The sequence below is a fragment of the Mycobacterium hainanense genome, assembly GCF_041890355.1.
Taxonomy (GTDB): domain Bacteria; phylum Actinomycetota; class Actinomycetes; order Mycobacteriales; family Mycobacteriaceae; genus Mycobacterium; species Mycobacterium hainanense.
Genome location: NZ_CP169059.1, coordinates 1,492,581 through 1,518,110 on the forward strand (window position 1 = coordinate 1,492,581; position 25,530 = coordinate 1,518,110).

The window sequence follows — 25,530 nt, forward strand, 5'->3', positions numbered from 1 at the left end:
TCAGATTAGGCGGCTACCACACGCTCGGCAGCAGCCGATAGCGGACCCGTTGCGCGTAATCGCGGTATCCCGGGAGGTCCGCTTTGAGCAGCTTCTCCTCATCGAGAATGCGCAGCACCAGGATCGCGACGCCCGGGACGACCAGCAGAAGCGCCCAATAGGAGCCCAACGCCAGGGGCATGCCCACCATCATGATCACGTTCCCGGCGTACATCGGGTGCCTGACGAACCCGTAGAGTCCGTCGGAGGCGACTTTCTGGCCGCTCTCCACCGTGACCGTCGCAGCGGCATAACTGTTCTCGATGATGACGCGCATGGCGACGGCAAGGCCGGCGGCCATCAGGATGTCACCGACGACGCACAGCCAGACGGGTACCGTCGACCAGCCCATCCGATGATCGAACGCGCTGAACGCCATGACCACGAACAGAGTTCCGAAGGCGGCGGCACTGATGATCTTCTGGGCCGTCCGGGTCTCCGCCTGAGGTCCCGCATGCATGCGCCGTTGCAGCGCCGCCGGATGCTTGCGCGCCAAATAGATTGTCGGGACGATCGATACCACCGTGAACAGAGCGATGAAAACCCAGCCCTGCCAATAGTGGAAGGTGCCGGCCGGCAAGAAGAGGACCAAAGCGTAGGCGGCGATTCCGAGAATCGATGACGCCGCCAGTCGAACACCGATCTTCATGACGCTCCTAAACTCGCAAATCGCGTCGTCGAAAAGCCACGGCTCCCAGGGCGATCAGTGTGGCATCTATGACGAGCAACCACAACAGTGGCGTAACCGTGAAATCGGCGCTGACGCGCGGAATGTGGGCGAACGGCTCAAGGTCGAGCAACCACTGTGAGAACCCGGCCAAGGAACCGATCAGGTACAAGGCGACGAACCCGACCAGAACGCCCCACGCCACGGGCGTGAATCGCGGCGCGAGCCCGAACACGGCGACGGTCACCGCGCACAACAGCCAGACGGCGGGCAGCTGCACCGCCGCGCTTCCCACCACGACGGCCACCTTGCCACCGACGTCGCCGACCGCGGCGCCGTAGACGAGCCCGCCCGCCAGACCGCTGAGCAGCATTGCGACCGTGGAACCGAGCAACGCGGCCAGTACGTGGCTGGCCAGCCAGCGGGTTCGCGACACCGCGCCGGCGAGCGTCGTCTCGGCGCGTTGCGCCGCCTCCTCCTGATGCAGGCGCAGCGTCAGCGAAATCGCGAACGCGGCGGCCGCCATGCCCAGCATGGTGAACGCGACGGCGATGAAAGCCTCCGCCAGGGCGTTGGTGCCGCCCATCCGGACGACGATGTCGCGCGCGGCGGCGCTGTCGCCGAGTTCGTCCCCGATGCCATGCACCACGCTGCCCATCAGCACCCCGTAGAGGCACAGGCCCACGGTCCACAGGACGAGGGCACCGCGGTCCAGCCGCCACGCCAGCCCGAACACGTTGCCCAGTTGCGGGGCGGCGGAGCCGGGGCCGGGGCGTTCCGCAAACAGCCCGGCGCCGACGTCGCGGCCTGCCAGGAGCCGATAGGCCACCCCGGTGAGGACGACGATCGTCGCCAGATGCAGCAGCAGCACCGGCCAGCGGTCGCCAGCGTACGGCCGGACCTGCAACGACCACCCCAGCGGCGAGAGCCAGGACAGCGCGCCCGAACCGGCGTCGCCGAGAGCGCGCAGCGTGAAGGCCGCCGCCAGCACCGCGAACGCGGCACCGCGGGCGGACCGCGCGCTCGGCGACAGCTGCGCGGCCACCGCGGCGACCGCGGTGAACACCAGGCCGGAGCAGGCCAGCGCCGCGCCGAACGCGAGCGACCCCCCGGGGGCGACGTCGGTGGTGAGCAGCCCCGCCGCGCCGATCACGCCGGTCGCGACGCTGGCGCCGAAGGCCAATAGCAGGGCGGCGGTGAGGCTGGCGTAGCGCCCAACCGCGGTCGAGTCGACGAGCTCCGTCCGGCCGGCCTCCTCGTCGGCGCGGGTATGCCGGATGACGGTCAGGATGACGGCGACCGAGATCAGCAGGTGAAACATCCCGGCCTTCCAAATGCCCACCGCCCCAAGGCTGTCGTTGTAGATCTGCCCGTAGAGCGCACGCTGGGCGGGGCTCGCCATGATGGAAGCCGCGAAGCCGGCGCGCGCCGCCTGGGTGGGGTAGACCTTTTCGATGCTGCCGACGTACACCGTTGCCAGCGGCACTGAGAGCAGCAATACCCACAGCGGCAGCGAGATTCGGTCGCGCCGGAGGTAGAGCCGCAGCATGCGCAGCGTTCCCGTGAAGTTCGGCCGCCGTTGCGGGGCCGGGTGGGCCGGGCGCTGCGACCGATCCAAGGTTGCGGTGCTCATGATGCGGACACCTTGTCCGCCGTGTCGTAGTGGCGCAGGAAGAGTTCCTCGAGCGTCGGCGGCTGGCTGACGAGGCTGCGCACGCCCGCGTCGCCCAGCGCCCGGATGAGCTCCCCGAGGCTTTCGCCGTCGACCTGGGCGCGCACGGTGTTGCCTTCGACGCTGACGTCCTCAACCCCCTTGATTCGGGTGAGGTCGCCGGGGTCGCCGGTCATTTCGGCCCTGATCGAGGTGCGGCTGAGATGCCGCATCGAGTCCAGCGAGCCGCTCTCCACGGTCCTGCCGGCCCGGATGATGGTCACCCTTTCGCACAGCGCTTCGGTCTCGGCCAGGATGTGGCTGGACAACAGGATGGTCGCCCCTCGGTCACGCGCCTCGGCGACGCATTGCTGAAAAACGTTCTCCATCAACGGGTCCAGGCCGCTGCTCGGCTCGTCCAGGAGCAGCAGGCGCGCGCGCGACGAGAACGCGGAGATCAGCGAGACTTTCTGCCGGTTGCCCTTCGAATAGGTCCGCGCCTTCTTGTGGGGGTCGAGGTCGAAGCGCTCGATCAATTGCGCGCGCCGTCTTTCATCGATGCCGCCGCGCATGCGGGCCAGCATGTCGATGGTCTCGCCGCCGGTCAGCGTCGGCCACAGCGTGACATCACCCGGTACATAGGCGATCTGGCGGTGCAAGGCGACCGCGTCGGTCCACGGGTCGCCGCCCAGCAGCCGAACGCGGCCGCCGTCCGCCCTGACCAGGCCGAGCAGGACGCGGATGGTCGTCGATTTCCCGGCGCCGTTGGGGCCCAGGAAGCCATGGACCTCGCCTTCGCGCACCTTCAGGTCGAGGCCGTCGAGCGCCCGTACAGTTCCGAAGTTCTTTGTCAGACCGCGTATTTCGATGGGCGCGACATTGTCAACTGGCATGTGATCCTCCTTGATCTTCGGCGGCCAGGAATGCGTCGTACATGGCGCGGTCCACCATCAGGCCCTCGCTGTAGATCTCGAGGGCCGGCAGGATCATGTCCCGGGCATAATCGCGCAGGACCGCACGCAAATCCGTTGGTGTGTCGTGCATTTGGATGTAGAGCAGGAGGCTGCCGCCGCCGGTGATACCGAGATATCTGGCCCTGGCCTTCGGATCATGGCTGGGCTTTATGGTCCCGGCCCGCACGCCCTCGTCCAAGTACTCTTCGGCGTTGTCAATCATCCTCTGCCACAAGGTCTTCGCCAGATCGCCACCCGTCTGCATGCTGCGCACCACGTAGGCCGTCAGCGGGGCGAAGTCCTCGATTTCGGCCAGCTGCGCGAACCAGGTGGCGGGGTCGTTGGACCGCATCGCCTCCGATTTGGTGCTGCGGATCTCTTCGGCGACGTAGTCATCGCAGGCCTTGCGCAGGCCTTCCTTGGAGCCGAAGTGATGGATGACCAGCGCGGCGCTCACGCCCCCGGCTTCGGCGATGGCCCGTAGTCCCACGCCGAAGCCGTGTTGTCCGAACTGCTCGATCGCCGCGTCGCGGATTCGAGCCGTTGCGGTCAGGTCGGCTGAACGCATGTTCAGCACACTAAACGCGCGTTCAGTCACGCGTCAAGCCGGTATCGCGTCAAGAATCCGTAAAAGAGCTTCGGCTAGTGGCGGGTCGCCACCATGCCAGTCAGTCGCGCACGGCGGCCAGAATGCCGTCGCCCAGGGGCACCAGCGCGGGCGTGAGCCGCTCGTCCTCGGCGATGAGCCGTGCCGCTTCCCGTACCGCGACCACTTCGGCGTCGCGGGCGGCGGGGTCTCCGGCACGCCCGCCGAGGGCGGCCCGATGCACCACGATGACGCCGCCGGATCGCAGCAGCCGCACGCCCTCCACGACGTAATCGGGCTGGTCGACCGGGTCGGCGTCGACGAACACCAGGTCGTAGGACTCGTCGGCCAACCGGGTGAGGACCTCCTGGGCGCGGCCGCCGATCAACCGGGTGCGCGACGGCCCGATCCCGGCTTCGGAGAAAGCCTGCTTGGCGAGCCGCAGGTACTCGGGCTCGATGTCGATCGTCGTCAGGACGCCGTCGTCGCTCATGCCCGACAGCAACCAGAGCCCGCTGACCCCGGCGCCGGTGCCGACCTCCGCGACGGCCTTGCCACCGCTGAGCTTGGCCAGCAGGCTGAGCAGCGCGCCCACCGCCGGTGTCACCGCGCCAGCCCCGATGTCCACGGCGCGCTCGCGGGCGGCCGCCAGCAGCGCGTCCTCCGAGATCGACCCCTCGGCGTGCGCGAAGAGGGATTCGGCTCGACTGGGCGCCGGCTGGCCGGGGGTGTCTGCGTCGGTGCCGTCCATGCCCGCAGCGTATTCCACTCGGGTGCGCGGCCCGGCATGGCGCGCCTAAGCCGCGCCGGGACGACACGCCCGGCAAAGCCGGTGCGTTTAACTTCACCCCGCGCCGGATATCTCGTGCGCAGCGCTGGTAACGAAAAGGTTTCTCAGGCTGAGCTCAGACTGTTCATATATCGCACATACGCCCATACGCGACGGTGTCCCTATGGATCGCGGAGCGGGTGGGACCGGGAATACGGACTGGCGGCTGCGTGTTGCCGCCGGTGACGACTTGTCGCTTTGTGACAGGACGGATTCGGAGGATTTGATCATCACCACGCTCTTGGGCCCGACCAGCATGTCGCACCCGCAGGACTGCCCCACCGACGAGTGGGTGGAGCCATCCGACGGCTTGCAGGGCACCGCGGTTTTCGACGCCACCGGGGACAAGTCCACGATGCCCTCGTGGGACGAGCTGGTGCGTCAGCACGCCGACCGGGTGTACCGGCTGGCTTACCGCCTCTCGGGCAATCAGCACGACGCGGAAGACCTCACCCAGGAAACGTTCATCCGGGTTTTCCGATCGGTGCAGAACTACCAGCCGGGAACGTTCGAAGGCTGGCTGCACCGCATCACCACCAACCTCTTCCTCGACATGGTGCGGCGGCGCGCCCGCATCCGGATGGAGGCACTGCCCGAGGATTACGAGCGGGTGCCCGCCGACGAGCCGAACCCCGAGGAGATCTACCACGATGCGCGGCTCGGGCCGGACCTGCAGGCCGCCCTGGATTCGCTGCCGCCGGAATTTCGCGCCGCCGTCGTCCTGTGTGACATCGAGGGCCTTTCCTACGAGGAGATCGGGGCGACGCTGGGCGTGAAACTCGGCACCGTGCGCAGCCGCATCCACCGCGGACGTCAGGCGTTGCGCGACTACCTGGCCGCTCATCCGCAGCCGGGGACAGGCCGGGAGGCACTGCACGCCGAGCCGGCCTAGGGTTCACCCGCCCGGGCATGAGCCAGCGGTTTCGCGGTCTTGTACGCGATATTGCGCGCCCATCGCGCTACATTCGAGGGGTAGGCGCGACGAAAGGACTTAAGTGATGCCCGATCGAGGACATCTCTTCCGTCGCGCGTTCTCCTGGCTTCCCGCCCAGTTCGCCTCCCAGAGCGATGCCCCGGTCGGCGCGCCGCGCCAGTTCGGCTCCACCGAGCACCTCTCCGTCGAAGCCATTGCGGCATTCGTCGACGGTGAGCTGCGGATGAACGCGCACCTGCGGGCGGCGCATCACCTATCGCTGTGCCCGCAGTGCGCCGCCGAGGTCGACGGTCAGAGCCGCGCCCGCGCTGCGCTGCGCGATTCGCATCCGATCCGTATCCCGAGCGCGCTGCTCGGAATGCTCGCTGAGATTCCCTACGATTCGCCCGACGACGCGACCAGCCGTTCGTCCGACCGTTTTGCTGAGCGCGACGCCCGTGAGCAGCGCAAGCGCCCGTAGCTGCGCGCCTTCTGGATGAGCCCCCGTCGTTGATCCGTCCCGATTTTGCGCACCCCGGCCGCGCGCTCATGGGCGACCGGTCCCGAACCGTGGATACTAGGGTGGACACGACCACGCCGGCGTCGTGGGTATCGCCCGGTGCAGGGCCTGTCTCGAGCGCTCAAGAAGAGGATCCAAAGGGATAACGTGACCTCCGATCAAGGCAACGACAGCGGCAAAAACAGCGGCAACCGCTTAGCGCCGCGCCCCATCTCCCGTCCGCCGGTGGACCCCGCATCGCGTCAACTGTTCAGTCGTCCCGATGGACTGCGCGGCTCCTTCGTGGCCGAGCGGGTCCGCCCGCGGAAGTATCGGGACCAATCCGAGTTTTCCCCGCACGACGAGCCGGCCGATCCGGTCCTGCAGGAGGCGTTCAGCCGTCCCGTCGGAAGCTCCGACTCGCTGCAGCGCCACCCCGTCGACGCCGGCGCGCTGGCGGCCGAGAAAGACGGCGTGGAGCCCGACGAACTCGACGACCCTTGGCGCGATCCGTCGGCCGCCGCGGCGCTGGGCACCCCGGCGGTCGCCCCGGCGGGACCGCGGGGTCCGCAGGGCTACAGCGGCAAGCTCGGCGTGCGCGATGTGCTGTTCGGCGGCAAGGTGTCCTACCTGGCGTTGCTCGCCCTGCTGCTGATCGCGCTGCTCATCGGCGTCATCGGCGGGGTGATCGGCCGCAAGACGGCCGAGGTCGCCGAGGCGTTCACCACCTCGAAGGTGACCCTGTCGACCAACGGCAACGGTGAAGGCCCGGCCGGCCGGTTCGCCAAGGTGGCGGCCGCGACCGCGAACGCGGTGGTCACCATCGAGTCCAAGAGTGACCAGGAGGGCTTGCAGGGCTCGGGCGTGGTGGTCGACGGGCGCGGCTACATCATCACCAACAACCACGTGATCTCCGAGGCGGCCAACAATCCCAGCCAGTTCAAGACGACCGTGGTGTTCAACGACGGTAAGGAAGTGCCCGCCAACCTCGTCGGCCGCGACCCGAAGACCGACCTGGCGGTGCTCAAGGTTGACAACGTCGACAACCTGAGCGTCGCCCGGTTCGGTGACTCGGACAAGGTGAGCGTCGGCGACGAGGTCCTCGCGGCGGGCGCGCCGCTGGGACTGCGCAGCACCGTGACCCACGGCATCATCAGCGCGCTGCACCGTCCCGTCCCGCTGTCGGGGGAGGGCTCGGACACCGACACCGTCATCGACGCCCTGCAGACCGACGCCTCGATCAACCACGGCAACTCCGGCGGCCCGCTGATCGACATGGATTCGCAGGTGATCGGCATCAACACCGCGGGTAAGTCCTTGTCCGACAGCGCAAGCGGGTTGGGCTTCGCGATTCCCATCAACGAGGCCAAGATGGTGGCCCAGACGCTGATCAAAGACGGCAAGATCGTGCACCCGACGCTGGGCATCAGCACCCGGTCGGTGAGCAACGCGATCGCCGCCGGCGCGCAGGTCGCCAACGTGAAGGCGGGAAGCCCCGCGCAGAAGGGCGGGATTCTGGAGAACGACGTGATCGTCAAGGTCGGTAATCGCAAGGTCGCCGACGCCGACGAGTTCGTCGTGGCCGTCCGGCAGTTGACCATCGGCCAGGACGCCCCGATCGAGGTGGTCCGCGACGGTCGGCACGTCACCCTGACCGTCAAGCCGGACCCCGACGGCAGCTAGATGTTCGGCAGCCTGAGCTGGGAGCACATCCTGGTCCTCGTCGTGGTCGGGCTGGTGGTCCTCGGCCCGGAGCGGCTTCCCGGCGCGATCCGCTGGACGTCGACTGCGCTGCGGCAGGCCCGCGACTACCTGAGCGGGGTGACTACCCAGCTGCGCGAAGACCTCGGCCCCGAGTTCGACGACCTGCGCGTTCCGTTGAGCGAATTGCAGAGACTGCGGGGGATGACCCCGCGCGCCGCGCTGACCAAGCACCTGCTGGACGGCGACGATTCCTTCTTCACCGGCAACTTCGACCGGCCGGTCAACGGGACGGCGGCCACCGCGCCGGAGCCGCCGGCACCGGCCGAGGGCGTACCACCCGCTGGCGGGGCACACCACGCCCCCGGCAAGACGCCGTTCGACGCCGACGCCACCTGAGTGGCGCACGGTCGAAACCCTGCGTGCGCACTCGGGTCGTCTGGCGCTGTCAGCGTCGGGTCGGGTCCAGCCCGAGCGACACGCCCGCCAAACCGCGCCGACGCGCCGACAGCTTGTCGGCCACGCTGCGCAGTTCCTTGCCCGCCGGGGAGTCGGGGGCGCTGAGCACGATCGGGGTGCCGGAATCGCCGGCGGCCACCAGGGCCGGGTCCAACGGGATCTGGCCCAGCAGCGGGACATCGGCACCGACCGCGCGGGACAACCGCTCGGCCACCTGCCGGCCGCCGCCCTCGCCGAACACCTGCATCGTCGAACCGTCCGGCAGCGTGAGGCCCGACATGTTCTCCACCACGCCGGCGAGGCGCTGGCGAGTTTGCATCGCGATGCTGCCTGCACGCTCGGCGACCTCGGCCGCGGCCAGTTGCGGTGTGGTCACCACCATCAGCTCGGCGCCCGGGATCAGCTGGGCCACCGAGATGGCGATGTCTCCGGTGCCCGGTGGCAGGTCCAGCAACAGGACGTCCAGGTCACCCCAATAAACGTCGGCCAAGAACTGTTGCAACGCCCGGTGCAGCATCGGTCCGCGCCACACCACCGGTGTGTTGCCTTCGGTGAACTGGGCGATCGAAATCACCTTCACCTCGTGGGCGATGGGCGGCAGGATCATCGACTCGACCTGGGTGGGCCGGTCGGTGGTGCCCATCATCCGCGGGATGGAGTGGCCATGGATATCGGCGTCCAGCACGCCCACCGACAGGCCGCGGGCCGCCATCGCGGCGGCCAGGTTGACGGTGACGGTGGACTTTCCCACCCCGCCCTTGCCGGATGCGACCGCATAGACCCGGGTCAGCGAGTTCGGCTGGGCGAAGGGGATGACGGGCTCGCGGGCGTCGCCGCGTAACTGCTTACGCAGTTCGGTGCGCTGCTCGTCGTTCATGACGTCGAGGGTGACTTTCACGGCGCCCGTGCCCGGGACGTCGGAGACGGCCTGGGTGACCCGCTCGGTGATCTCGGTTTTCTTCGGGCAGGCGGCGGTGGTCAGGTAGACCTCGACGTGCACGCCGCCGTCGGGGTCGGCGTCGATGCTCTTGACCATTCCGAGTTCGGTGATCGGACGCCGTAATTCGGGGTCGATCACCTTCCCCAGTGCGGTTCGGATTGCTGCGCTCAGGTCGGCAGTGTCATGAGGGGACATCATCGCCGAGTGTAGGCGCGCTACGAGACGGGCCGGTCAGCCGCCCGCAACGGGACCCGGCGGCTTCGGCGCCGCGTTCGGCGGGCCGGCCGGTTTGGGCGCCGGCGAAGTGGAGGCCGGGGGTGCGGCCGGCGGCGGGGCCGCCTGTGGGTCAGGGGGTGGCGGCGGACCGAGCGGCGGGGCCAACGGCGTGCCCACCGGCGGCGCGCCCATCGGCGGCGGGGCCAAAGGCGTGCCCATCGGCGGCGCGGGCGGCGCACCCAGCGGCGGCGCGGGCGGCGCACCCAGCGGCTGCCCCCATGGCGGGACGGCGTTCGGCGGCGGGCTCTGGGGGCCGACGCAGATGACCGTGCAGCCGGGCAGGCGCGACGGAGCCTGCTGAGGCGTGGGGGTCATCCACGGGAACAGCGGCTGCTGACCGGGGCTCTGCGGCGAGGTGAGGTCGATCAGCGGCATTCGCGCCAGGGGGTCGTCTGACGGCAGACCGTTGATGTTCATCGGCAGGTTGGGGCCGAGTCCCTCGGCATGCTCGAGGTGCGCATCGGCGAGCGGAGGCGGCGGCCCGGTCATCGGAGGCAGGTCGACCGGAACTACGCCGGTGGCGTACGCCGAGGCCCACCCCAGCACGTTCTGCGCATACGCCATCGAGTTGTTGTAGCGCAAGATCGCGGCCATCACCTGCGACGGGTCGCGGAGGTTGAGGCCGCCGCTGCACAGGTACCGGGCGGCGGCCAGTGTGGAGTCGAAAAGGTTTTGCGGATCGGCAACGCCGTCGCCTTTGCCGTCGGAGGCGTAGCGCGCCCAGGTGCCGGGCAGGAACTGCATCGGCCCCATCGCGCGGGCGTACGTGGGGCGATTGCCTGCGCTGCTCTGAAGGATGATCTCGTTGCCCGGCAGCGTGCCGTCCAGGGCGGGCCCATAGATCGGGACGACCGCGGTGCCGCGGGCGTCAACCGCGCCGCCGCCGGCATGGCCTGACTCGATGCGCCCGATCCCGGCCAGCAGGTTCCAGCTGACGCCGCAGCCCGGGGCGGCCACGGCCATCTTCTGTTCGGCGTTGCGATACGCCGCCAGCGCGATGCTCGGAATGCCGAGCGCGCCGGGCGCATTGACGATCATCGGCTTGGGAGGTGCCGACAGGGCCGGCTCGGCGACGTGGAACGCGTTCGGCGAACGATCGATGGATACGACGGCCGGCCCCGAGAGATCGGGGACGGTGGGGGAGACCGCGGCCACCGGGGCGACGTTCGCGTGCACCGGGGGGAGTCTCTCGGGGAGGGAGGGTGCGGCTCCGCTCACGGCTCCGGCGAAGACCAGGGGAGTGATGGTGGCGACGCCGAAGGCGCGCGTGCGCGTCACCTGAAAAGCCCGTTGCCGCTCCACTGCGGCGGCCGGGCGTGCACCCCGGCGTCCCCCAATGTGCACTCGACCGTCCTAAGTATGTGAGCTGGTCAACTGCTTATCAGCCGTGAACTAGATCACCATACATAACTCTTGTGACCAGAGTGGCGCAATGGTCGGAACTGGTTCTCAACCCGATTTCTTAGGCGCGCGGTCCGCGCCGTCACCGCCCGAGGCCGCCTCGGAGTCCCCGGATTCGGAGTCCAAACCGGCCAGCAGCACGCGCAGATCTTCGAGCTCGTGACGCAGATACTCGCGGGTCACGACCTCGCCGACCGCCAGCCGGACCGCCGCGAGCTCGCGGGCCAGGAACTCGGTGTCGGCCTTGGTCTGGGCGGCGCGATGGCGGTCCTGCTCGAGCGCGACGCGGTCCCGGTTTTCCTGACGATTCTGGGCGAGCAGAATCAGCGGCGCCGCGTAGGCGGCCTGCGTGGAGAAGGCCAGGTTGAGCAGGATGAAGGGGTAGGGGTCCCAGCGCAGCCCCACAGCGAACAGGTTCACCGCGATCCACGCGAACACGATGATCGTCTGCACCAGCAGGTAGCGGCCGGTGCCGAAGAAGCGCGCGATCGATTCGGTGATCTGGCCGACGGCCTCGGGATCCAGGCGTGGTGAGTACCGGCGCGACGTCCGCGGGGTGTAGAGCCGGCGCGGGGCCGAGGACTTGCTCACGCGGATCCTCCCAGTTCCTCCAGCCGGCCGGCGGCGTCGAGCGCCTGAACATCGACCCGCCAGTCGTGCGGCAACAAGTGATCGAGCAGATCGTCCACCGTCACCGCGCCCAACAGATGGTTCTGATCGTCGAGCACCGGACCGCACACCAGGTTGTAGGCCGCCAAGTAGCGCGTCACCGCCCCCAACGGAGTCTCCGGGGTCAGGGTGAGCAGGTCGCTGTCGACGATTCCGCCCACCAGCTCGGCCGGCGGTTCGCGAAGCAGCCGTTGCAGCTGCACGCAGCCCAGGTAGCGGCCGGTGGGCGTGGCCGTGGGCGGGCGCACCACGAACACCATGGACGACAGGGCGGGGGTGAGGTCGGGGTCGCGGACCCGGGCCAGCGCCTCGGCGACCGACGTGTCGGGCGTCAACACCACCGGGTCGGAGGTCATCAGGCCGCCCGCGGTGTCCGGCGAATGCGCCAGCAGCCGGCGCACCGGCGCCGAATCGTCGGGGTCCATTCGCGTCAGCAGCATCTCGGCGTCCGTCGGATTCAGCACACCCAGCAAATCGGCGGCGTCGTCGGGATCCATCTCCTCGAGCACGTCGGCCGAGCGCTCGGTGCCCAGCTCGGACAGCACGTCGGCCTGGTCCAGCTCGGGCAATTCCTGCAGGACGTCCGCCAGCCGGTCGTCGTCGAGCGCCTTGAGCACCTCGTAGCGCCGCTTGGGCGGCAGGCCGCGGATCGCGTCGGCGACATCCACCGCCTTCCAGCCCTCGAACTGGCTCAGCAGCTGCGCCACCCCCTGGCCCGGCAGCGCCATGGCCGACGGGCTGAGCCCTTGCACGTGGTACCAATCCACCACGTGCACCGGGCCGCGCCGGCGCAGCCGCCGCTGGCTGCGCACGGCGACCCGGCTGACCATCCAGTCGCGGGTGCGCGTCTGTTCGATGCCCAGGTCCGTGATGACGACGTCCAGGCCGGCCAGCTCGGGCAGCGCGGGATCGTTGACCTTCACCTGGGTGTCGAGCACCTGGCCGATCGCCAGCACCTCGCCCGGGCGCTGTTCGAAGTGGCGCAGGGAGACGCTGCCGGTATTGAGGGTGACCGCCTCCGGCTCGATCGCGGCGACCCGGAGCATCGGGATGAAGACGCTGCGCCGCGTCGCCAGATCGACGACCAGCCCGAGGACGCGCGGTTGCTGACGCACGATGCTGATGCCGATCACGACGTCGCGGACCCGGCCGAAGGATTCGCCCAGTGGACCCAGCACCAACATCCGCGAGAGCCGGGCGATGTACACCCTGTTGACCGATGCCATGGGGAAAGCCTAGGCAGCCGCCGCCGCCGCGCCCGACGGCGGCGGCAGTGGGTCGGCTATCGCGACTCTGCTAACGCGAATGCAGCGCGAACATCATGACGATCAGGCTCACCACCAACGTCGCGATGCCGATGACGATGCCGGCCACGGCGAGGCCGTAGCCGTCCTGCTGGGTGCGCTTGATCTGATTGATCGCGACAGCGCCCAGCACGATGGCCACGATCGAGCCGATGCAGCAGCAGAACACGCCGGTGAACGACGAAATGAGCGACGCGATAGCGAACTTGTTCGTCCCCGGCTTCACGCCGCTCGGTGATCCGTAGCCGCCGAGGTAGTCCGGTGGCGGGTAGTAGCCGCCCGGGTAGGGCGGCCCGTAGCCGCCGGGCGGAGCGCCGTATTGGGCCGGCCCCGCCTGGTAGGGCGGCGCGCCATAACCCGGCGGCTGGTCATACCCGGGGGGCGGCCCATATCCGGGCGGCGGCGGGTATGGGGCGCCGTAACCGGGGTGATATTCGGTGGGATAGCCCGGCGGAGGATAGGCCGGCGGGGGATATTCGGGTGCCGCCCCCGATGCCGGCGATTCCCACGGGGTCTCTGGCGCGTGCGGGGCGTCGCCGCCGCCTGGGGATGGTTTGGCCTGGTCGTCGTGGGCGCGTTCGCCGAAGCCATCGCCGGGCGCTGTCATGCTGTTCAACCTAGCCGATGCGAAATCGGCGGATCGTCCGCGAATCGCCGCCGACCGCCGGACCGGGGGGCCCTTGTTTTCGCAGGTTGGTGAGCGGTCGCTGGATAGGCTAGGAGGGCCCGAGATGTGACGTTGCCCGTGGCGGAGGAGAATGAGCACCGATGACTAGTCCTTTCCAGCCCGGTCAAGTTCCCGGCGCGACGCCCCCGGGCGCGGCGGCGGGCCGCCGTGGCGTTCCCGGACTGCCGACGCCGCCCAAGGGCTGGCCGGTCGGGTCGTACCCCACCTACGCCGAGGCGCAGCGAGCCGTCGACTATCTCTCCGACCAGCAGTTCCCGGTCCAGCAGGTGACCATCGTCGGCGTCGACCTGATGCAGGTCGAACGCGTGACCGGCAGGCTGACGTGGCCCAAGGTGCTCGGCGGCGGGGTGCTGAGCGGGGCTTGGCTTGGGTTGTTCATCGGGCTGGTGCTCGGCTTCTTCAGCCCCAATCCGTGGGCGGCGCTGGCCACCGGCCTGGTTGCCGGGGTCTTCTTCGGGTTGATCACCTCCGCCGTGCCGTACTCGATGGCCCGCGGCACAAGGGATTTCAGCTCGACGATGCAATTGGTGGCCGGCCGCTACGACGTGCTCTGCGATCCGCAGAACGCGGAAAAGGCGCGGGACCTGTTGGCGCGCTTGGCAATTTGAGGCCGCGCGCGAGAGGTGTGAATTCAGTGTCGGATCGTCGTGGGCGCCTGCGACGGGCGGGTGTCATCGCGCTGGCGACGCTGACGATCACCGCGGCGGTGCAGGCGTGCGGGAACGCCGGAAACGGCGTGGTGATCACGTTCTTCACGCCGGCCACCGATTCGGCCGCCTTCACCGCCGTCGCCCAAGAATGCACGAAGGAACTGGCGGGCCGGTTCGCCATCCAGCACGTGAGCCTGCCCAGGGGACCCGGCGAACAACGGGTGCAGCTGGCGCGGCGTTTGAGCGCTCATGACCGTGGCCTGGACGTGATGGCGCTGGACGTGGTGTGGACCGCGGAGTTCGCCGACGCGGGTTGGGCCCTGCCGCTGTCCGACGACCCCGAAGGGCGTGCCGAGGCGGACGCCAGCGCCGACACGCTGCCGGGTCCGTTGGCGACGGCGCGTTGGAAACACCGGCTGTATGCCGCGCCCGTGATCACCAACACCGAATTGCTTTGGTACCGGCCCGATTTGGTGGAGCAGCCACCGCAAGACTGGGACGCGATGGTGGCCGAGGCCGCCCGCCTGCATGCGGAGGGCCGGCCCGCCTGGATCGCCGTGCAGGCCAACGAGGGTGAGGGCCTGGTGGTGTGGTTCAACACGCTGCTGGTCAGCGGTGGCGGCCAGGTGCTCTCCGAGGACGGCCGCCAGGTCACCTTGACCGACACCCCCGCGCACCGGGCTGCGACCGTCAACGCGCTGCGCATCCTCAAGGCGGTGGCCACCGCCCCCGGCGCCGACCCCTCGATCACCCGGACGGACGAAGGCACGGCACGGCTGGCGGTCGAACAGGGCAAGGCCGCCCTCGAGGTCAACTGGCCCTATGTGCTGGCCTCCATGCTGGAGAATGCGGTGAAGGGCGGCGTCCCGTTCCTGCCGCTGAACACTGATCCGTCGTTGGCCGGCAGCATCAACGACGTCGGGACATTCGTGCCCAGCGACGAGCAGTTCCGCATCGCCTACGCCGCCAGCCAGAAGGTCTTCGGTTTCGCGCCGTATCCCAGCGTGGCGCCGCCGCGGCCGGCCAAGGTCACCATCGGTGGGCTGAACCTGGCGGTGGCCAGCACCACCCGCCACCGCGCGCAGGCATTCGAGGCGGTGCGCTGCCTACGCAGCCTGCAAAGCCAGAAGTACGTCTCGATGGAAGGCGGCCTGCCCGCGGTGCGGACGTCGTTGTACTCGGATCCGCAGTTCCAGACCAAGTATCCGATGTACACCGTCATCCGCCGGCAGCTCACCGACGCCGCCGTGCGGCCGGCGACGCCGGTGTATCAGGCGTTGTCGCTGCGGCTGTCCGCGGCGCTGAGCCCCATCACCCGTATCGACCCGGAGCGGACCGCCGACGAGCTCACCGCGCAGGCGCAGAAGGCCATCGACGGCAAGGGGTTGCTGCCGTGACCGCCACGGCCGTGGAACCGCCGCAGGCCGCCGTCACGGCGCGGACCCGCACCCGGAACCGGTTGTCGGAGCGGCGTCTTGCCTTCGTGCTGGTCGCGCCCGCGGCGCTGTTGATGCTCGCGGTGACGGCCTACCCGATCGGCTACGCGGTGTGGCTGAGCCTGCAGCGCAACAACCTCGCCACCCCCAACGACACCGCCTTCGTCGGGCTGAGCAACTACCAGACCATCCTGACCGACCGGTATTGGTGGACCGCGCTCGCCGTAACCCTGGGCATCGCAGCGGTTTCCGTGTCGCTCGAGTTCGTCTTGGGGCTGGCGCTGGCGTTGGTGATGCACCGCACCCTGGTCGGCAAAGGGCTGGTGCGCACCGCGGTGCTCGTGCCGTACGGCATCGTCACCGTGGTCGCGTCGTACAGCTGGTACTACGCGTGGACGCCGGGCACCGGTTACCTGGCCAACCTGCTGCCACACGGGAGCGCGCCCTTGACCCAGCAGATACCGTCGCTGGGCATCGTCGTCCTCGCCGAGGTCTGGAAGACGACGCCGTTCATGTCGCTGCTGTTGTTGGCCGGGCTGGCGATGGTGCCCGAGGACCTGCTCAAGGCGGCCCAAGTCGACGGCGCCGGGCCGTGGCGGCGGCTGATGCGCGTCACCCTGCCCATCATCAAGCCGGCGGTCGTTGTCGCGTTGCTGTTCCGCACGCTGGACGCCTTCCGCATCTTCGACAACATCTACGTGCTCACCGACGGCGCCAACAACACCGATTCGGTGTCAATCCTGGGTTACGACAACCTGTTCAAGGGATTCAACGTCGGACTGGGCTCGGCGATCAGCGTGCTGATCTTCCTCTGTGTGGGCATCATCGCGTTGGTTTACATCAAGGTGTTCGGCGCGGCCGCGCCCGGCGGTGACCTCGATGGCCGTTGACCCAGGAGCGACCCGGCGGGCCGCGGTCTGGGCCGTTCTCGACGCCGTGGTGGTGGTGTACGCACTTGTGCCGGTGTTGTGGATCCTCAGTCTCTCGCTCAAGCCCACGTCAATGGTCAAGGACGGCAAACTGATTCCGTCGTCGGTGTCCTTCGAGAACTACCGCGGCATCTTCCGCGGCGACCTGTTCAGTTCGGCTCTGGTCAACTCCGTCGGAATCGGGTTGATCACCACCGCGATCGCGGTGGTGCTCGGGGCGATGGCGGCCTACGCGATCGCCCGGCTCAGCTTTCCAGGCAAGCGCGTGCTGATCGGCGCGACCCTGCTGGTCACCATGTTCCCCGCCATCTCGCTGGTCACCCCGCTGTTCAACATCGAACGCTTCGTCGGACTGTTCGACACCTGGCCGGGCCTGATCCTGCCGTACATCACATTCGCCCTGCCGCTTGCCATCTACACGTTGTCGGCGTTCTTCCGGGAGATCCCGTGGGACCTGGAGAAGGCCGCCAAAATGGACGGCGCCACACCGGCCCAGGCGTTCCGCAAGGTAATCGTCCCGCTGGCCGCGCCCGGGGTGGTGACCGCGGCCATCCTGGTGTTCATCTTCGCCTGGAACGACCTGCTGCTGGCACTGTCGCTGACCGCCACCAAGGCGGCGATCACCGCACCGGTGGCGATCGCGAACTTCGGTGGCAGTTCGCAATTCGAGGAGCCGACCGGATCGATCGCGGCCGGCGCGGTCGTGATCACGGTCCCGATCATCGTGTTTGTTCTAATCTTCCAACGGCGAATCATCGCCGGGTTGACGTCTGGCGCGGTGAAGGGATAGCGCGATGGCCGAGATTGTGCTGGACCATGTCAGCAAGAGCTACCCGGATGGCGCGATGGCGGTGAAGGACCTCAGCATCACCATCGCCGACGGCGAATTCCTCATCCTGGTAGGACCTTCGGGCTGCGGCAAGACGACGACGCTGAACATGATCGCCGGCCTCGAGGACATCTCCTCCGGAGAGCTGCGCATCGGCGGTGAGCGCGTGAACGAGAAGGCGCCCAAGGACCGCGACATCGCGATGGTCTTCCAGTCCTACGCGCTGTACCCGCACATGACCGTGCGGCAGAACATCGCGTTCCCGTTGACGCTGGCCAAGATGAAAAAGGCGGAGATCGCCCAGAAGGTGGAGGAGACCGCCAAAACCCTTGACCTGACCGAACTGCTGGACCGCAAGCCCTCCCAACTCTCAGGCGGGCAGCGACAGCGGGTCGCGATGGGCCGGGCGATCGTGCGGCACCCCAAGGCTTTCTTGATGGACGAGCCGCTGTCGAACCTGGACGCCAAGCTGCGCGTCCAGATGCGTGGCGAGATCGCCCGCCTGCAGAAGCGGCTGCGCACCACCACCGTCTACGTCACCCACGACCAGACCGAGGCGATGACGCTGGGAGATCGGGTGGTGGTGATGCACGGCGGCGTCGCGCAGCAGATCGGCACCCCGGACGAGCTCTACGAACACCCCGCCAACCTGTTCGTCGCGGGGTTCATCGGTTCACCGGCGATGAACTTCTTCCCGGCCACGTTGACCGCCATCGGGCTGAAGCTGCCCTTCGGCGAAGTGATGCTGGTACCCGAAGTCCAGCAAGTGATCTCGCGGCACCCGGCGCCGGAGAACGTCATCGTCGGGGTGCGGCCCGAGCATTTGCATGACGCCGCGCTGATCGACGGGTATCAGCGCATCCGGGCGCTCACCTTCGAGGTGAAGGTCGACTTGGTCGAGTCGCTGGGCGCCGACAAATTCGTGTACTTCTCCACCGCGGGGTGGGCCGCGCATTCCGCGCAATTGGACGAGCTGGCCGCCGAGGGCGATGCGCACGAAAACCAGTTCGTCGCAAGGGTCCCCGCGGAATCCAGGGCGGCGATGGGGCAGTCGATCGAGTTGGCGTTCGACACCACCAAGTTGGCCGTCTTCGACGCGGGCTCGGGGGCTAACCTCACCGTTGCGCCGGCCGAGGAGCGGTGACCCCGATCCTCGACCAGGTGCGAACGCACCTGCGTCGCCACTTCGCCGGCGCCGAGCCCGATTCGGCGAGCGTGACATTCCTGGGCGCCGAACCCATCGAGGTGTTACGTTTCCGCGGCGGCGACGGGTTGGTTCACTACGTGACGCTGGGCTGTTCACGCTACCCGATGACCGACCCCACGCAGCTCGTCGACGACCAGACGCGCGGACCGCGCGCCGAAGTCGTTCTGCGCCTGCGTGATCCGGGACCCGTCACCGGCATCGCGCGCAGCCTGGCGGTCCTGGCCGCAACGCCGGCGGTCGAGGGTCTGGTGCTGACCGTCGACGCGTTGGTCGATCTCGGCACGCCGCTGTGGGCGCGGGCCGCCGGACGGGTGCCGTTCACCGCGGTGTTGTTGGGGCCCAGCGATATCGAAGAACTGCCGCTAGAGCCGCCGCGCGATCCGGTGCAATTCTTCGCGGCCACTCCCATCACGGCGACCGAGGCGGCCTGGGTGCGGCTCAAGGGCGCCGAGGCCATGCGCGAGGCCTGGCGAAACGACGGGGTGGACGTGCTGAACCCCGATCGCCCCGCCGCGCAACCGCGTTGAACCGTTCGCGTTGAGCGCCCTCAATGCCCAGGCGCACGGTAAAGGTGGCTAGAGCCAGTTGTTGCGGCGGAACTGGAAGTACAGGGCCAGACAGGCCAGCGTCATCGCGGCCATGATTCCGGGGTATCCCCATGTCCAGTTCAGCTCGGGCATGAAGTGGAAGTTCATCCCGTAGATGGCGGCGACCATCGTGGGCACCGCGAGGATGCCGGCCCACGCCGCCATCTTGCGCATGTCGTTGTTCTGCTGCATCCCCACCCGGGCCAGCGCCGCCTGTATCAGCGAGTTCAGCATGTCGTCGTAACTGGAGATCTGGTCGGCGGCCTGCGATTGGTGGTCGGACACGTCGCGCAGGTAGCGGCGCACCTCTTTGGAGATGAGGTCCTTGTTCTCCACCTGAATGCGATGGAATGCCACGGACAGCGGGCTGACGCACCGGCGCAACTCGACGACCTCACGCTTGAGCAGATAGATCGGTTCGACGTCGATCTTGCTGCCCGGCGCGAACGCCACTTCCTCGATGCTGTCGATGTCGGATTCGATGAGGCTGCTCACCTGGAGATAGTGGTCCACCACGTCGTCGGCGATGGCGTGCATCACCGCGAACGGCCCCAGCCGCAACTGCTCGGGATCCGCGTCCATCCGCTTGCGCACCTCGGAGAGGCCGCCGTGTTCGCCGTGGCGCACGGTGATCACGAAGTCCTTGCCGACGAAGACCATGATCTCGCCGGTCTCAACGATCTGACGGGCTGCCACCACCGATTCGTGGGGGACGTAGGTGACCGTCTTGAGGACGAGGAACACCGTATCGTCGTAGCGCTCCAGCTTGGGTCGCTGGTGGGCGCACACGGCGTCCTCGACGGCCAGCGGGTGCATCCCGAAAAGGTCCGCGACTTCCTGCATCTCGGCGAGGTCGGGCTCGCGCAGGCCGACCCAGACGAACGCGTCGTGTCCGAGCATCTCGATCTGGCGCACTTTGTCCCGCGCGGCGGCGTAGCTGAATTTCCCGGGCAGCCGGTGGCCTTCGGCGTACACGGCGCAGTCGACCAACGTCTCGTTCGGGGAGTGCGGCTGCGGCTCGGGTTGCGGGCGCGGCTCGTGGGCGAGCGGCCGAAGCGCCTCGGGCAATGCGTCGAAACCCTGGAACACATCCACCTCCGATCGCAGCGCAGGTCTGACCAGGCGGTGCTCCATCGTACGCGTCCTGGCTTACCGAAGGGCGACGATCCGTTTGCGCGGAAAACGGTCGGGTACTGGACCGGAGGTTGGCGGCCCGCAACGGTGCGCTAGTTTCGTGCCGAGACCTGAACCTGCATGACTACTCCACAAGGAGCATTTCGACGTGAGCGCAAGTCCACTCAAGGTCGCCGTCACCGGCGCCGCCGGCCAGATCGGCTACAGCCTGTTGTTCCGCCTGGCGAGCGGCTCGCTGCTGGGCCCCGACCGCCCGATCGAGCTCAGGCTGCTCGAGATCGAGCCGGCGCTCAAGGCGCTCGAGGGTGTCGTGATGGAGCTCGACGACTGCGCGTTCCCGCTGCTGGCCGGGGTGGAGATCGGCGCGGACGCGAACAAGATCTTCGACGGTGTGAACCTGGCGCTGCTGGTCGGCGCGCGGCCGCGCGGCCCGGGCATGGAGCGCAGCGATCTGCTGGAGGCCAACGGCGCGATCTTCACCGCGCAGGGCAAGGCGCTGAACTCCGTGGCCGCCGACGACGTTCGCATCGGCGTGACCGGCAACCCGGCCAACACCAACGCGCTGATCGCGCTGAGCAACGCCCCGGACATCCCCAAGGAGCGGTTCTCCGCGCTGACCCGCCTGGACCACAACCGGGCCATCTCGCAGCTGGCCAAGAAGACCGGCGCGAAGGTGACCGACATCAAGAAGATGACGATCTGGGGCAACCACTCCGCCACCCAGTACCCCGACATTTTCCACGCCGAGGTCGGCGGCAAGAACGCCGCCGAGGTGGTCAACGACCAGAACTGGGTTGAGAACGACTTCATCCCGACGGTCGCCAAGCGCGGTGCGGCGATCATCGATGCGCGCGGCGCCTCCTCGGCCGCTTCGGCCGCGTCGGCGACCATCGACGCCGCCCGCTCGTGGCTGCTGGGCAGCCCGGACGGTGACTGGGTGTCGATGGCGGTCTTCTCCGACGGCTCCTACGGGGTGCCGGAGGGCATCGTCTCGTCGTTCCCGGTGACCACGAAGGACGGCGACTGGTCGATCGTGCAGGGACTGGACATCGATGACTTCTCCCGTGGCCGCATCGACAAGTCGACCGCCGAGCTGGTCGACGAGCGCAACGCGGTGACCGAGCTCGGTTTGATCTGATCCCGTCGCCGAACTCCCTCCCGAAAGCATTAGGCCTACTAATCGGTAGTCAGTACCCTGGGGCGCGTGTCCGAGTTGATTGAATCGATACAGACGCTCGCCGAGCATGGCGCGATCACCGACGCGGAGATCTTCGAGGCACACGTAGGCGGCAAGCTTTCCGTGGGCCCGACGGCTCCGCTGGACACCCAGCGCGCGTTGTCCATCGCCTACACCCCGGGTGTGGCGCAGGTCAGTCGCGCGATCGCCGCCGATCCCACCCAAGCCGCCCGGTACACGTGGGCCAACCGGCTGGTCGCCGTCGTCAGCGACGGCAGCGCGGTCCTGGGCCTCGGCGACATCGGACCCGCGGCGTCGCTGCCGGTGATGGAGGGCAAGTGCGCCCTGTTCCAGTCCTACGGTGGGCTGAACGCGATACCGATCGTGCTGGACACCAAGGATCCCGATGAGATCGTGGAAACCCTGGTGCGGCTGCGTCCCACGTTCGGCGCGGTCAACTTGGAGGACATCTCCGCGCCGCGCTGCTTCGAGATCGAACGGCGAGTGATCGAGGCGCTGGACTGCCCGGTGATGCACGACGACCAGCACGGCACGGCGATCGTCGCTCTGGCCGCGCTCATGGGCGCCACCAAGCTGCTCGGCCGCGACATGACGTCGCTGCGGGTGGTGGTCTCCGGCGCCGGGGCGGCGGGCGTCGCGTGCACGAATCTGCTTTTGGCGATGGGGGTTTCGGACATCACCGTGCTCGACTCGCGGGGGATCCTGCACACCGGGCGCGACGACATGAACAGCGTGAAGAGTCTGCTGGCGCAGCGCACAAACCCGGACCGTCTCACCGGCAGCATTGCCGAAGCGCTGCGGGGCGCGGATGTATTTCTCGGCGTGTCCGGGGGCGTGGTGCCCGAGGAGATGATCGCCACCATGGCGCCGAACGCGATCGTCTTCGCGCTCTCCAACCCCGACCCGGAGATCCACCCGCAGATCGCGGCCCGGTACGCCGCCGTGGTGGCCACCGGGCGCAGCGACTTCCCCAACCAGATCAACAACGTGCTGGCCTTCCCCGGAGTCTTTCGCGGAGCGCTGGATGCCGGCGCGCGCCGCATCACCGAAAAGATGATGGTGGCCGCCGCCGAGGCGATCTTCTCGGTCGTCAGCGATGACCTGGCTTCCGACCGGATCGTCCCCAGCCCGCTGGACCTGCGGGTCGGGCATGCGGTCGCCACGGCGGTGGCGCTGGCCGCAGACCCCGCAGACATCGCGGGGTGAGAAGGGGCTGGCTGGCGGTGCCGCTGGTCGCCGCCCTGCTCGCCGCGGCCGGCTGCGGCACGGATGCTGGTGAGCACCGACCCCGCCCGGAACTCGTTGTCGGCTCGGGGGCGGATGCGGAGTCGGCGCTGCTGGCCGGTGTCTATGTGGCCGCGCTGCGGTCCTACGGCTTCGCGGCGCGCGCCGAAACCGCGGACGATCCGATGGCGCGCCTGGACGCGGGCGCCTTCATGGTCGTTCCTGCCCTGACCGGACGCAAGCTGGAGCGCCTGCAGCCCGGCGCGGTGGCGATGTCCGACGCCGACGTCTATCGCGCGATGGTGGCCGCTCTACCCGAGGGCGTCGCGGCCGGTGACTACACGACAGCCGCGGAAGACAAGCCCGTGCTCCTGGTGACGGGGGCCACCGCGAAGGCGTGGGGAGGCAGCGACGTCAGCGCCGACCTGAGCACCCTGCCGAAACACTGCGCCGGCCTGGTCGTCGGAATTGTGACCGGACGCCGAGCCCCCTCAGCCGTGGGTTCCTGCCGCCTGCCGAGCCCGCGCGAGTTTCCCGACGAGACAACGATGTTCGCCGCGGTCAAGGCCGGTCAACTGACGGCGGCGTGGACGACCACCGCCGACCCCGGCCTGCCCGCCGACCTGGTCACGCTCGTCGACGGCAAGCCCGCGCTGATCCGGGCCGAGAACGTGGTGCCGCTGTATCGCCGCAACGCGCTGAGCGACCGGCAACTGCTGGCGATCAATGAAGTGGCCGGGGTGCTCGACACCGCGGCCCTGGTGGACATGCGCCGCCAGGTGGCCGGGGGAGCCGACCCGCAGGCGGTGGCGGGGGGCTGGTTGGCGGAACACCCGCTGGGGCGGTGACTGTTCCGCGCTCATCGATCGGGGTCGGGGTTGTATGGACCCCGGCTCTCTTCGCGCGATCCGCGCTCATCGACCGGGGTCGGGGTTGTATGGACCCCGGCTCTCTTCGCGCGATCCGCGCTCATCGACCGGGGTCAGCGCTTGGGGAGCAGCCTGGTCACGACGCGCTGCACGCGACCCATGACGGGCCCACTCAAGAGCCGCTCGGGTTGCGAACCGGTCAGCCGCACCACCAGGTCCATGGCCTTGACGTCCGGTCCCACCAACACCCGGGCCCTGTCCTTGCGCACGCCCGCCAGGATGACCTGCGCGGCCCGCTGCGGCGTCGTCTTGGCTTGCTGTTCCTCGAACAGCTCCGCCAGTCCGTCCTGGTCGAGACCCTCGGCGAAGATCGCGTTGCGGGCGAACCCCGTCTTCACGCCGCCCGGGTGCACGGTCGTCACCCGCACCGGGTGGCCCGCCCGGGCCATCTCCTGTCGCAGCGCCTCGGTGAAGCCGCGGACCGCGAACTTGGCCGAAACGTACGCCGCCTGCCCCGGCGCCGCGAACAGGCCGAGCGCGCTGGAAATGTTGATGAGGTGCCCGTCGCCGGAGGCGATCAGGTGCGGGAGGAACGCCTTGGTGCCGTTCACGACGCCCCAGTAGTCGACGTCCATCACCCGTTCGATGTCCTTGAACCGGCTGTCCTCGATGGACCCGACGAACGTGATGCCCGCGTTGTTATAAAGCTGGTTGACCTGGCCGAAGTGCTCACGCACCGCGTCGGCGTAAGCGAGAAAGGCCTCGCGCTCGGTCACGTTGAGGCGATCGGCTTTGACCGGTGCGCCGATGGCCTTCAGTTGTTCCTCGGTCTGCGCCAGCCCTTCGGTGTCCACGTCGCTGATTGCGAGCTTGGCACCCGCGCGGCCCAGTTCCAGGGCCAGCGCCTGGCCGATGCCCGAACCCGCGCCCGTCACGACCGCGACCTTGCCGGTGAACTCATGCATGCGGTGCTCCCTTGTGGCGGCGTGACCGCGTCGAGGCTATCCGGTATGGCGGTCCGCCGCTATGGAATCCATCACTGCTTGGGCATCAACCGGCCCATAACGGGCCCGAACAGCTGCTGGTAGTAGGGACCGGCCACCCGCACCATCACGTCCAGGAGTTTGGCGTCCGTGCCGACCAGCACCCGGGCCCGCTTCTTGCGGACGGCGTCCAGGATGACCTCGGCGGCGCGTTGCGGGCTGGTCTTGGCGAGCCGCTTGTCGAACAGCTTGGCCAGTTGTTCGGGGTCGAGCCCCTCGGCGGCGGTGGCGTTGCGGGCGATCGCGGTCTTGATGCCGCCGGGGTGCACCGTGGTCACCGCCACCGGGTGGCCGGCCGCCACCATTTCCTGTCGCAGCGCCTCGGTGAATCCCCGGACCGCGAACTTAGCCGAGTTGTAGGCCGCCTGCCCGGGCACCGCGAACAGGCCGAACACGCTGGAGACGTTGATGACGTGGCCGTCGCCGGAGGCGATCAGGTGGGGCAGGAACGCCTTGGTGCCGTTCACGACGCCCCAGAAGTCGACGTCCATCACCCGTTCGATGTCCTTGAACTGGCTGACCTCGACGTCGCCGGTGAAGGCGATGCCGGCGTTGTTGTAGATCTGGTTGACCTTGCCGAAGTGGTCGCGGACCGCGTCGGCGTAGGCCAGGAAGGCCTCGCGCTCGGTCACGTCGAGCCGGTCCGCTTTGACCTCGGCGCCGATCGCCTTCAGCCGTGCCTCGGTCTCCGCGAGGCCCTCGAGGTCGACGTCGCTGATCGCGACCTTGGCGCCCGAGCGCGCCAACTCGACCGCCAGCGCCTGCCCGATACCCGAACCAGCGCCCGTCACCACTGCGACCTTGCCGGCGAACCCCTGCATGAGCACCCTTCCTTTACGGCCCAACTGC

At 68.6% G+C, this 25,530-nt stretch carries 26 protein-coding genes; 13 read left to right on the forward strand and 13 right to left on the reverse strand.

Features of this window, described 5'->3' with window-relative positions:
- Positions 1-13: 13 nt before the first annotated feature.
- The 5 genes from ACEL92_RS07170 to ACEL92_RS07190 form a co-directional block, all read right to left on the reverse strand.
- Positions 14-688, reverse strand: coding sequence for an isoprenylcysteine carboxylmethyltransferase family protein (locus ACEL92_RS07170; RefSeq protein ID WP_374024928.1), 675 nt, complete (start codon positions 686-688; stop codon positions 14-16).
- 7 nt (positions 689-695) lie between these two features.
- Complete coding sequence (locus ACEL92_RS07175) at positions 696-2,339, reverse strand: ABC transporter permease (protein ID WP_374024929.1); 1,644 nt, start codon at positions 2,337-2,339, stop codon at positions 696-698.
- On the reverse strand, positions 2,336-3,250 hold the full coding sequence (locus tag ACEL92_RS07180) for an ATP-binding cassette domain-containing protein (RefSeq protein ID WP_374024930.1): 915 nt from the start codon (positions 3,248-3,250) through the stop codon (positions 2,336-2,338). Before ACEL92_RS07180 ends, ACEL92_RS07175 begins: the two co-directional genes overlap by 4 nt.
- Positions 3,240-3,878, reverse strand: coding sequence for a TetR family transcriptional regulator (locus tag ACEL92_RS07185; RefSeq protein WP_374024931.1), 639 nt, complete (start codon positions 3,876-3,878; stop codon positions 3,240-3,242). Before ACEL92_RS07185 ends, ACEL92_RS07180 begins: the two co-directional genes overlap by 11 nt.
- Before the next feature lie 100 nt (positions 3,879-3,978).
- Positions 3,979-4,647, reverse strand: a complete 669-nt coding sequence (locus ACEL92_RS07190; RefSeq protein WP_374024932.1) for an O-methyltransferase — start codon at positions 4,645-4,647, stop codon at positions 3,979-3,981.
- A gap of 202 nt (positions 4,648-4,849) precedes the next feature.
- Between ACEL92_RS07190 and sigE the strand changes: the two genes are divergently transcribed.
- The 4 genes from sigE (at position 4,850) to tatB (ending at position 8,237) form a co-directional block, all read left to right on the forward strand.
- A complete protein-coding gene (sigE, locus tag ACEL92_RS07195) occupies positions 4,850-5,617 on the forward strand; it encodes an RNA polymerase sigma factor SigE (protein ID WP_374024933.1) in 768 nt (255 codons plus the stop codon).
- Positions 5,618-5,723: 106 nt separating this feature from the next.
- Positions 5,724-6,119: an anti-sigma E factor RseA gene (gene rseA, locus ACEL92_RS07200; RefSeq protein ID WP_374026114.1), complete on the forward strand. Its 396-nt coding sequence runs from the start codon at positions 5,724-5,726 to the stop codon at positions 6,117-6,119.
- A 186-nt stretch (positions 6,120-6,305) separates the two neighbouring features.
- On the forward strand, positions 6,306-7,820 hold the full coding sequence (locus tag ACEL92_RS07205; RefSeq protein ID WP_374024934.1) for a S1C family serine protease: 1,515 nt from the start codon (positions 6,306-6,308) through the stop codon (positions 7,818-7,820).
- Complete coding sequence (tatB, locus tag ACEL92_RS07210; RefSeq protein ID WP_374024935.1) at positions 7,821-8,237, forward strand: Sec-independent protein translocase protein TatB; 417 nt, start codon at positions 7,821-7,823, stop codon at positions 8,235-8,237.
- A gap of 49 nt (positions 8,238-8,286) precedes the next feature.
- Here the strand turns inward: tatB and ACEL92_RS07215 are convergent, their stop codons facing one another.
- The 5 genes from ACEL92_RS07215 to ACEL92_RS07235 all read right to left on the reverse strand — a co-directional run bounded on the left by ACEL92_RS07215 (position 8,287) and on the right by ACEL92_RS07235 (position 13,494).
- On the reverse strand, positions 8,287-9,435 hold the full coding sequence (locus ACEL92_RS07215; protein WP_374024936.1) for an Mrp/NBP35 family ATP-binding protein: 1,149 nt from the start codon (positions 9,433-9,435) through the stop codon (positions 8,287-8,289).
- 33 nt (positions 9,436-9,468) lie between these two features.
- Positions 9,469-10,857, reverse strand: a complete 1,389-nt coding sequence (locus ACEL92_RS07220) for a lytic transglycosylase domain-containing protein (RefSeq protein WP_374024937.1) — start codon at positions 10,855-10,857, stop codon at positions 9,469-9,471.
- A 105-nt stretch (positions 10,858-10,962) separates the two neighbouring features.
- Complete coding sequence (locus ACEL92_RS07225) at positions 10,963-11,505, reverse strand: DUF1003 domain-containing protein (RefSeq protein ID WP_374024938.1); 543 nt, start codon at positions 11,503-11,505, stop codon at positions 10,963-10,965.
- Positions 11,502-12,809, reverse strand: a complete 1,308-nt coding sequence (locus tag ACEL92_RS07230; RefSeq protein ID WP_374024939.1) for a magnesium transporter MgtE N-terminal domain-containing protein — start codon at positions 12,807-12,809, stop codon at positions 11,502-11,504. The genes ACEL92_RS07225 and ACEL92_RS07230 overlap by 4 nt, the downstream gene beginning before the upstream one ends.
- A 70-nt stretch (positions 12,810-12,879) precedes the next feature.
- Entirely contained in the window at positions 12,880-13,494 is a 615-nt protein-coding gene (locus ACEL92_RS07235; RefSeq protein WP_374024940.1) for a DUF4190 domain-containing protein, read from the reverse strand.
- A 161-nt stretch (positions 13,495-13,655) separates the two neighbouring features.
- Here ACEL92_RS07235 and ACEL92_RS07240 point away from each other — a divergent pair, with 161 nt between their 5' ends.
- The 6 genes from ACEL92_RS07240 to ACEL92_RS07265 are packed head-to-tail and all read left to right on the forward strand — an operon-like array spanning position 13,656 to position 19,153.
- Positions 13,656-14,183 (forward strand): general stress protein, encoded by a 528-nt coding sequence (locus ACEL92_RS07240; protein ID WP_374024941.1) that lies wholly within the window; start codon positions 13,656-13,658, stop codon positions 14,181-14,183.
- Between the two features lie 26 nt (positions 14,184-14,209).
- Entirely contained in the window at positions 14,210-15,622 is a 1,413-nt protein-coding gene (locus tag ACEL92_RS07245) for an extracellular solute-binding protein (protein WP_374024942.1), read from the forward strand.
- A gap of 11 nt (positions 15,623-15,633) precedes the next feature.
- On the forward strand, positions 15,634-16,551 hold the full coding sequence (locus ACEL92_RS07250; protein ID WP_374026115.1) for a carbohydrate ABC transporter permease: 918 nt from the start codon (positions 15,634-15,636) through the stop codon (positions 16,549-16,551).
- Entirely contained in the window at positions 16,541-17,380 is an 840-nt protein-coding gene (locus ACEL92_RS07255) for a carbohydrate ABC transporter permease (RefSeq protein ID WP_374024943.1), read from the forward strand. Before ACEL92_RS07250 ends, ACEL92_RS07255 begins: the two co-directional genes overlap by 11 nt.
- 4 nt (positions 17,381-17,384) lie before the next feature.
- Entirely contained in the window at positions 17,385-18,563 is a 1,179-nt protein-coding gene (locus ACEL92_RS07260) for an ABC transporter ATP-binding protein (RefSeq protein WP_374024944.1), read from the forward strand.
- Positions 18,560-19,153: a suppressor of fused domain protein gene (locus ACEL92_RS07265; RefSeq protein ID WP_374024945.1), complete on the forward strand. Its 594-nt coding sequence runs from the start codon at positions 18,560-18,562 to the stop codon at positions 19,151-19,153. Before ACEL92_RS07260 ends, ACEL92_RS07265 begins: the two co-directional genes overlap by 4 nt.
- Before the next feature lie 48 nt (positions 19,154-19,201).
- Here ACEL92_RS07265 and corA read toward each other — a convergent pair whose 3' ends face one another.
- Positions 19,202-20,302: a magnesium/cobalt transporter CorA gene (gene corA, locus ACEL92_RS07270; protein WP_374026116.1), complete on the reverse strand. Its 1,101-nt coding sequence runs from the start codon at positions 20,300-20,302 to the stop codon at positions 19,202-19,204.
- A gap of 193 nt (positions 20,303-20,495) precedes the next feature.
- Between corA and ACEL92_RS07275 the strand changes: the two genes are divergently transcribed.
- The 3 genes from ACEL92_RS07275 (at position 20,496) to ACEL92_RS07285 (ending at position 23,617) form a co-directional block, all read left to right on the forward strand.
- Positions 20,496-21,485, forward strand: a complete 990-nt coding sequence (locus ACEL92_RS07275; protein ID WP_374024946.1) for a malate dehydrogenase — start codon at positions 20,496-20,498, stop codon at positions 21,483-21,485.
- A 66-nt stretch (positions 21,486-21,551) separates the two neighbouring features.
- Entirely contained in the window at positions 21,552-22,751 is a 1,200-nt protein-coding gene (locus ACEL92_RS07280; protein ID WP_374024947.1) for an NADP-dependent malic enzyme, read from the forward strand.
- Positions 22,748-23,617, forward strand: coding sequence for a glycine betaine ABC transporter substrate-binding protein (locus ACEL92_RS07285; RefSeq protein WP_374024948.1), 870 nt, complete (start codon positions 22,748-22,750; stop codon positions 23,615-23,617). Before ACEL92_RS07280 ends, ACEL92_RS07285 begins: the two co-directional genes overlap by 4 nt.
- A 134-nt stretch (positions 23,618-23,751) precedes the next feature.
- Here ACEL92_RS07285 and ACEL92_RS07290 read toward each other — a convergent pair whose 3' ends face one another.
- Positions 23,752-24,603: an SDR family NAD(P)-dependent oxidoreductase gene (locus ACEL92_RS07290; RefSeq protein WP_374024949.1), complete on the reverse strand. Its 852-nt coding sequence runs from the start codon at positions 24,601-24,603 to the stop codon at positions 23,752-23,754.
- Between the two features lie 71 nt (positions 24,604-24,674).
- Complete coding sequence (locus tag ACEL92_RS07295) at positions 24,675-25,502, reverse strand: SDR family NAD(P)-dependent oxidoreductase (protein WP_374024950.1); 828 nt, start codon at positions 25,500-25,502, stop codon at positions 24,675-24,677.
- Positions 25,503-25,530 lie beyond the last annotated feature (28 nt).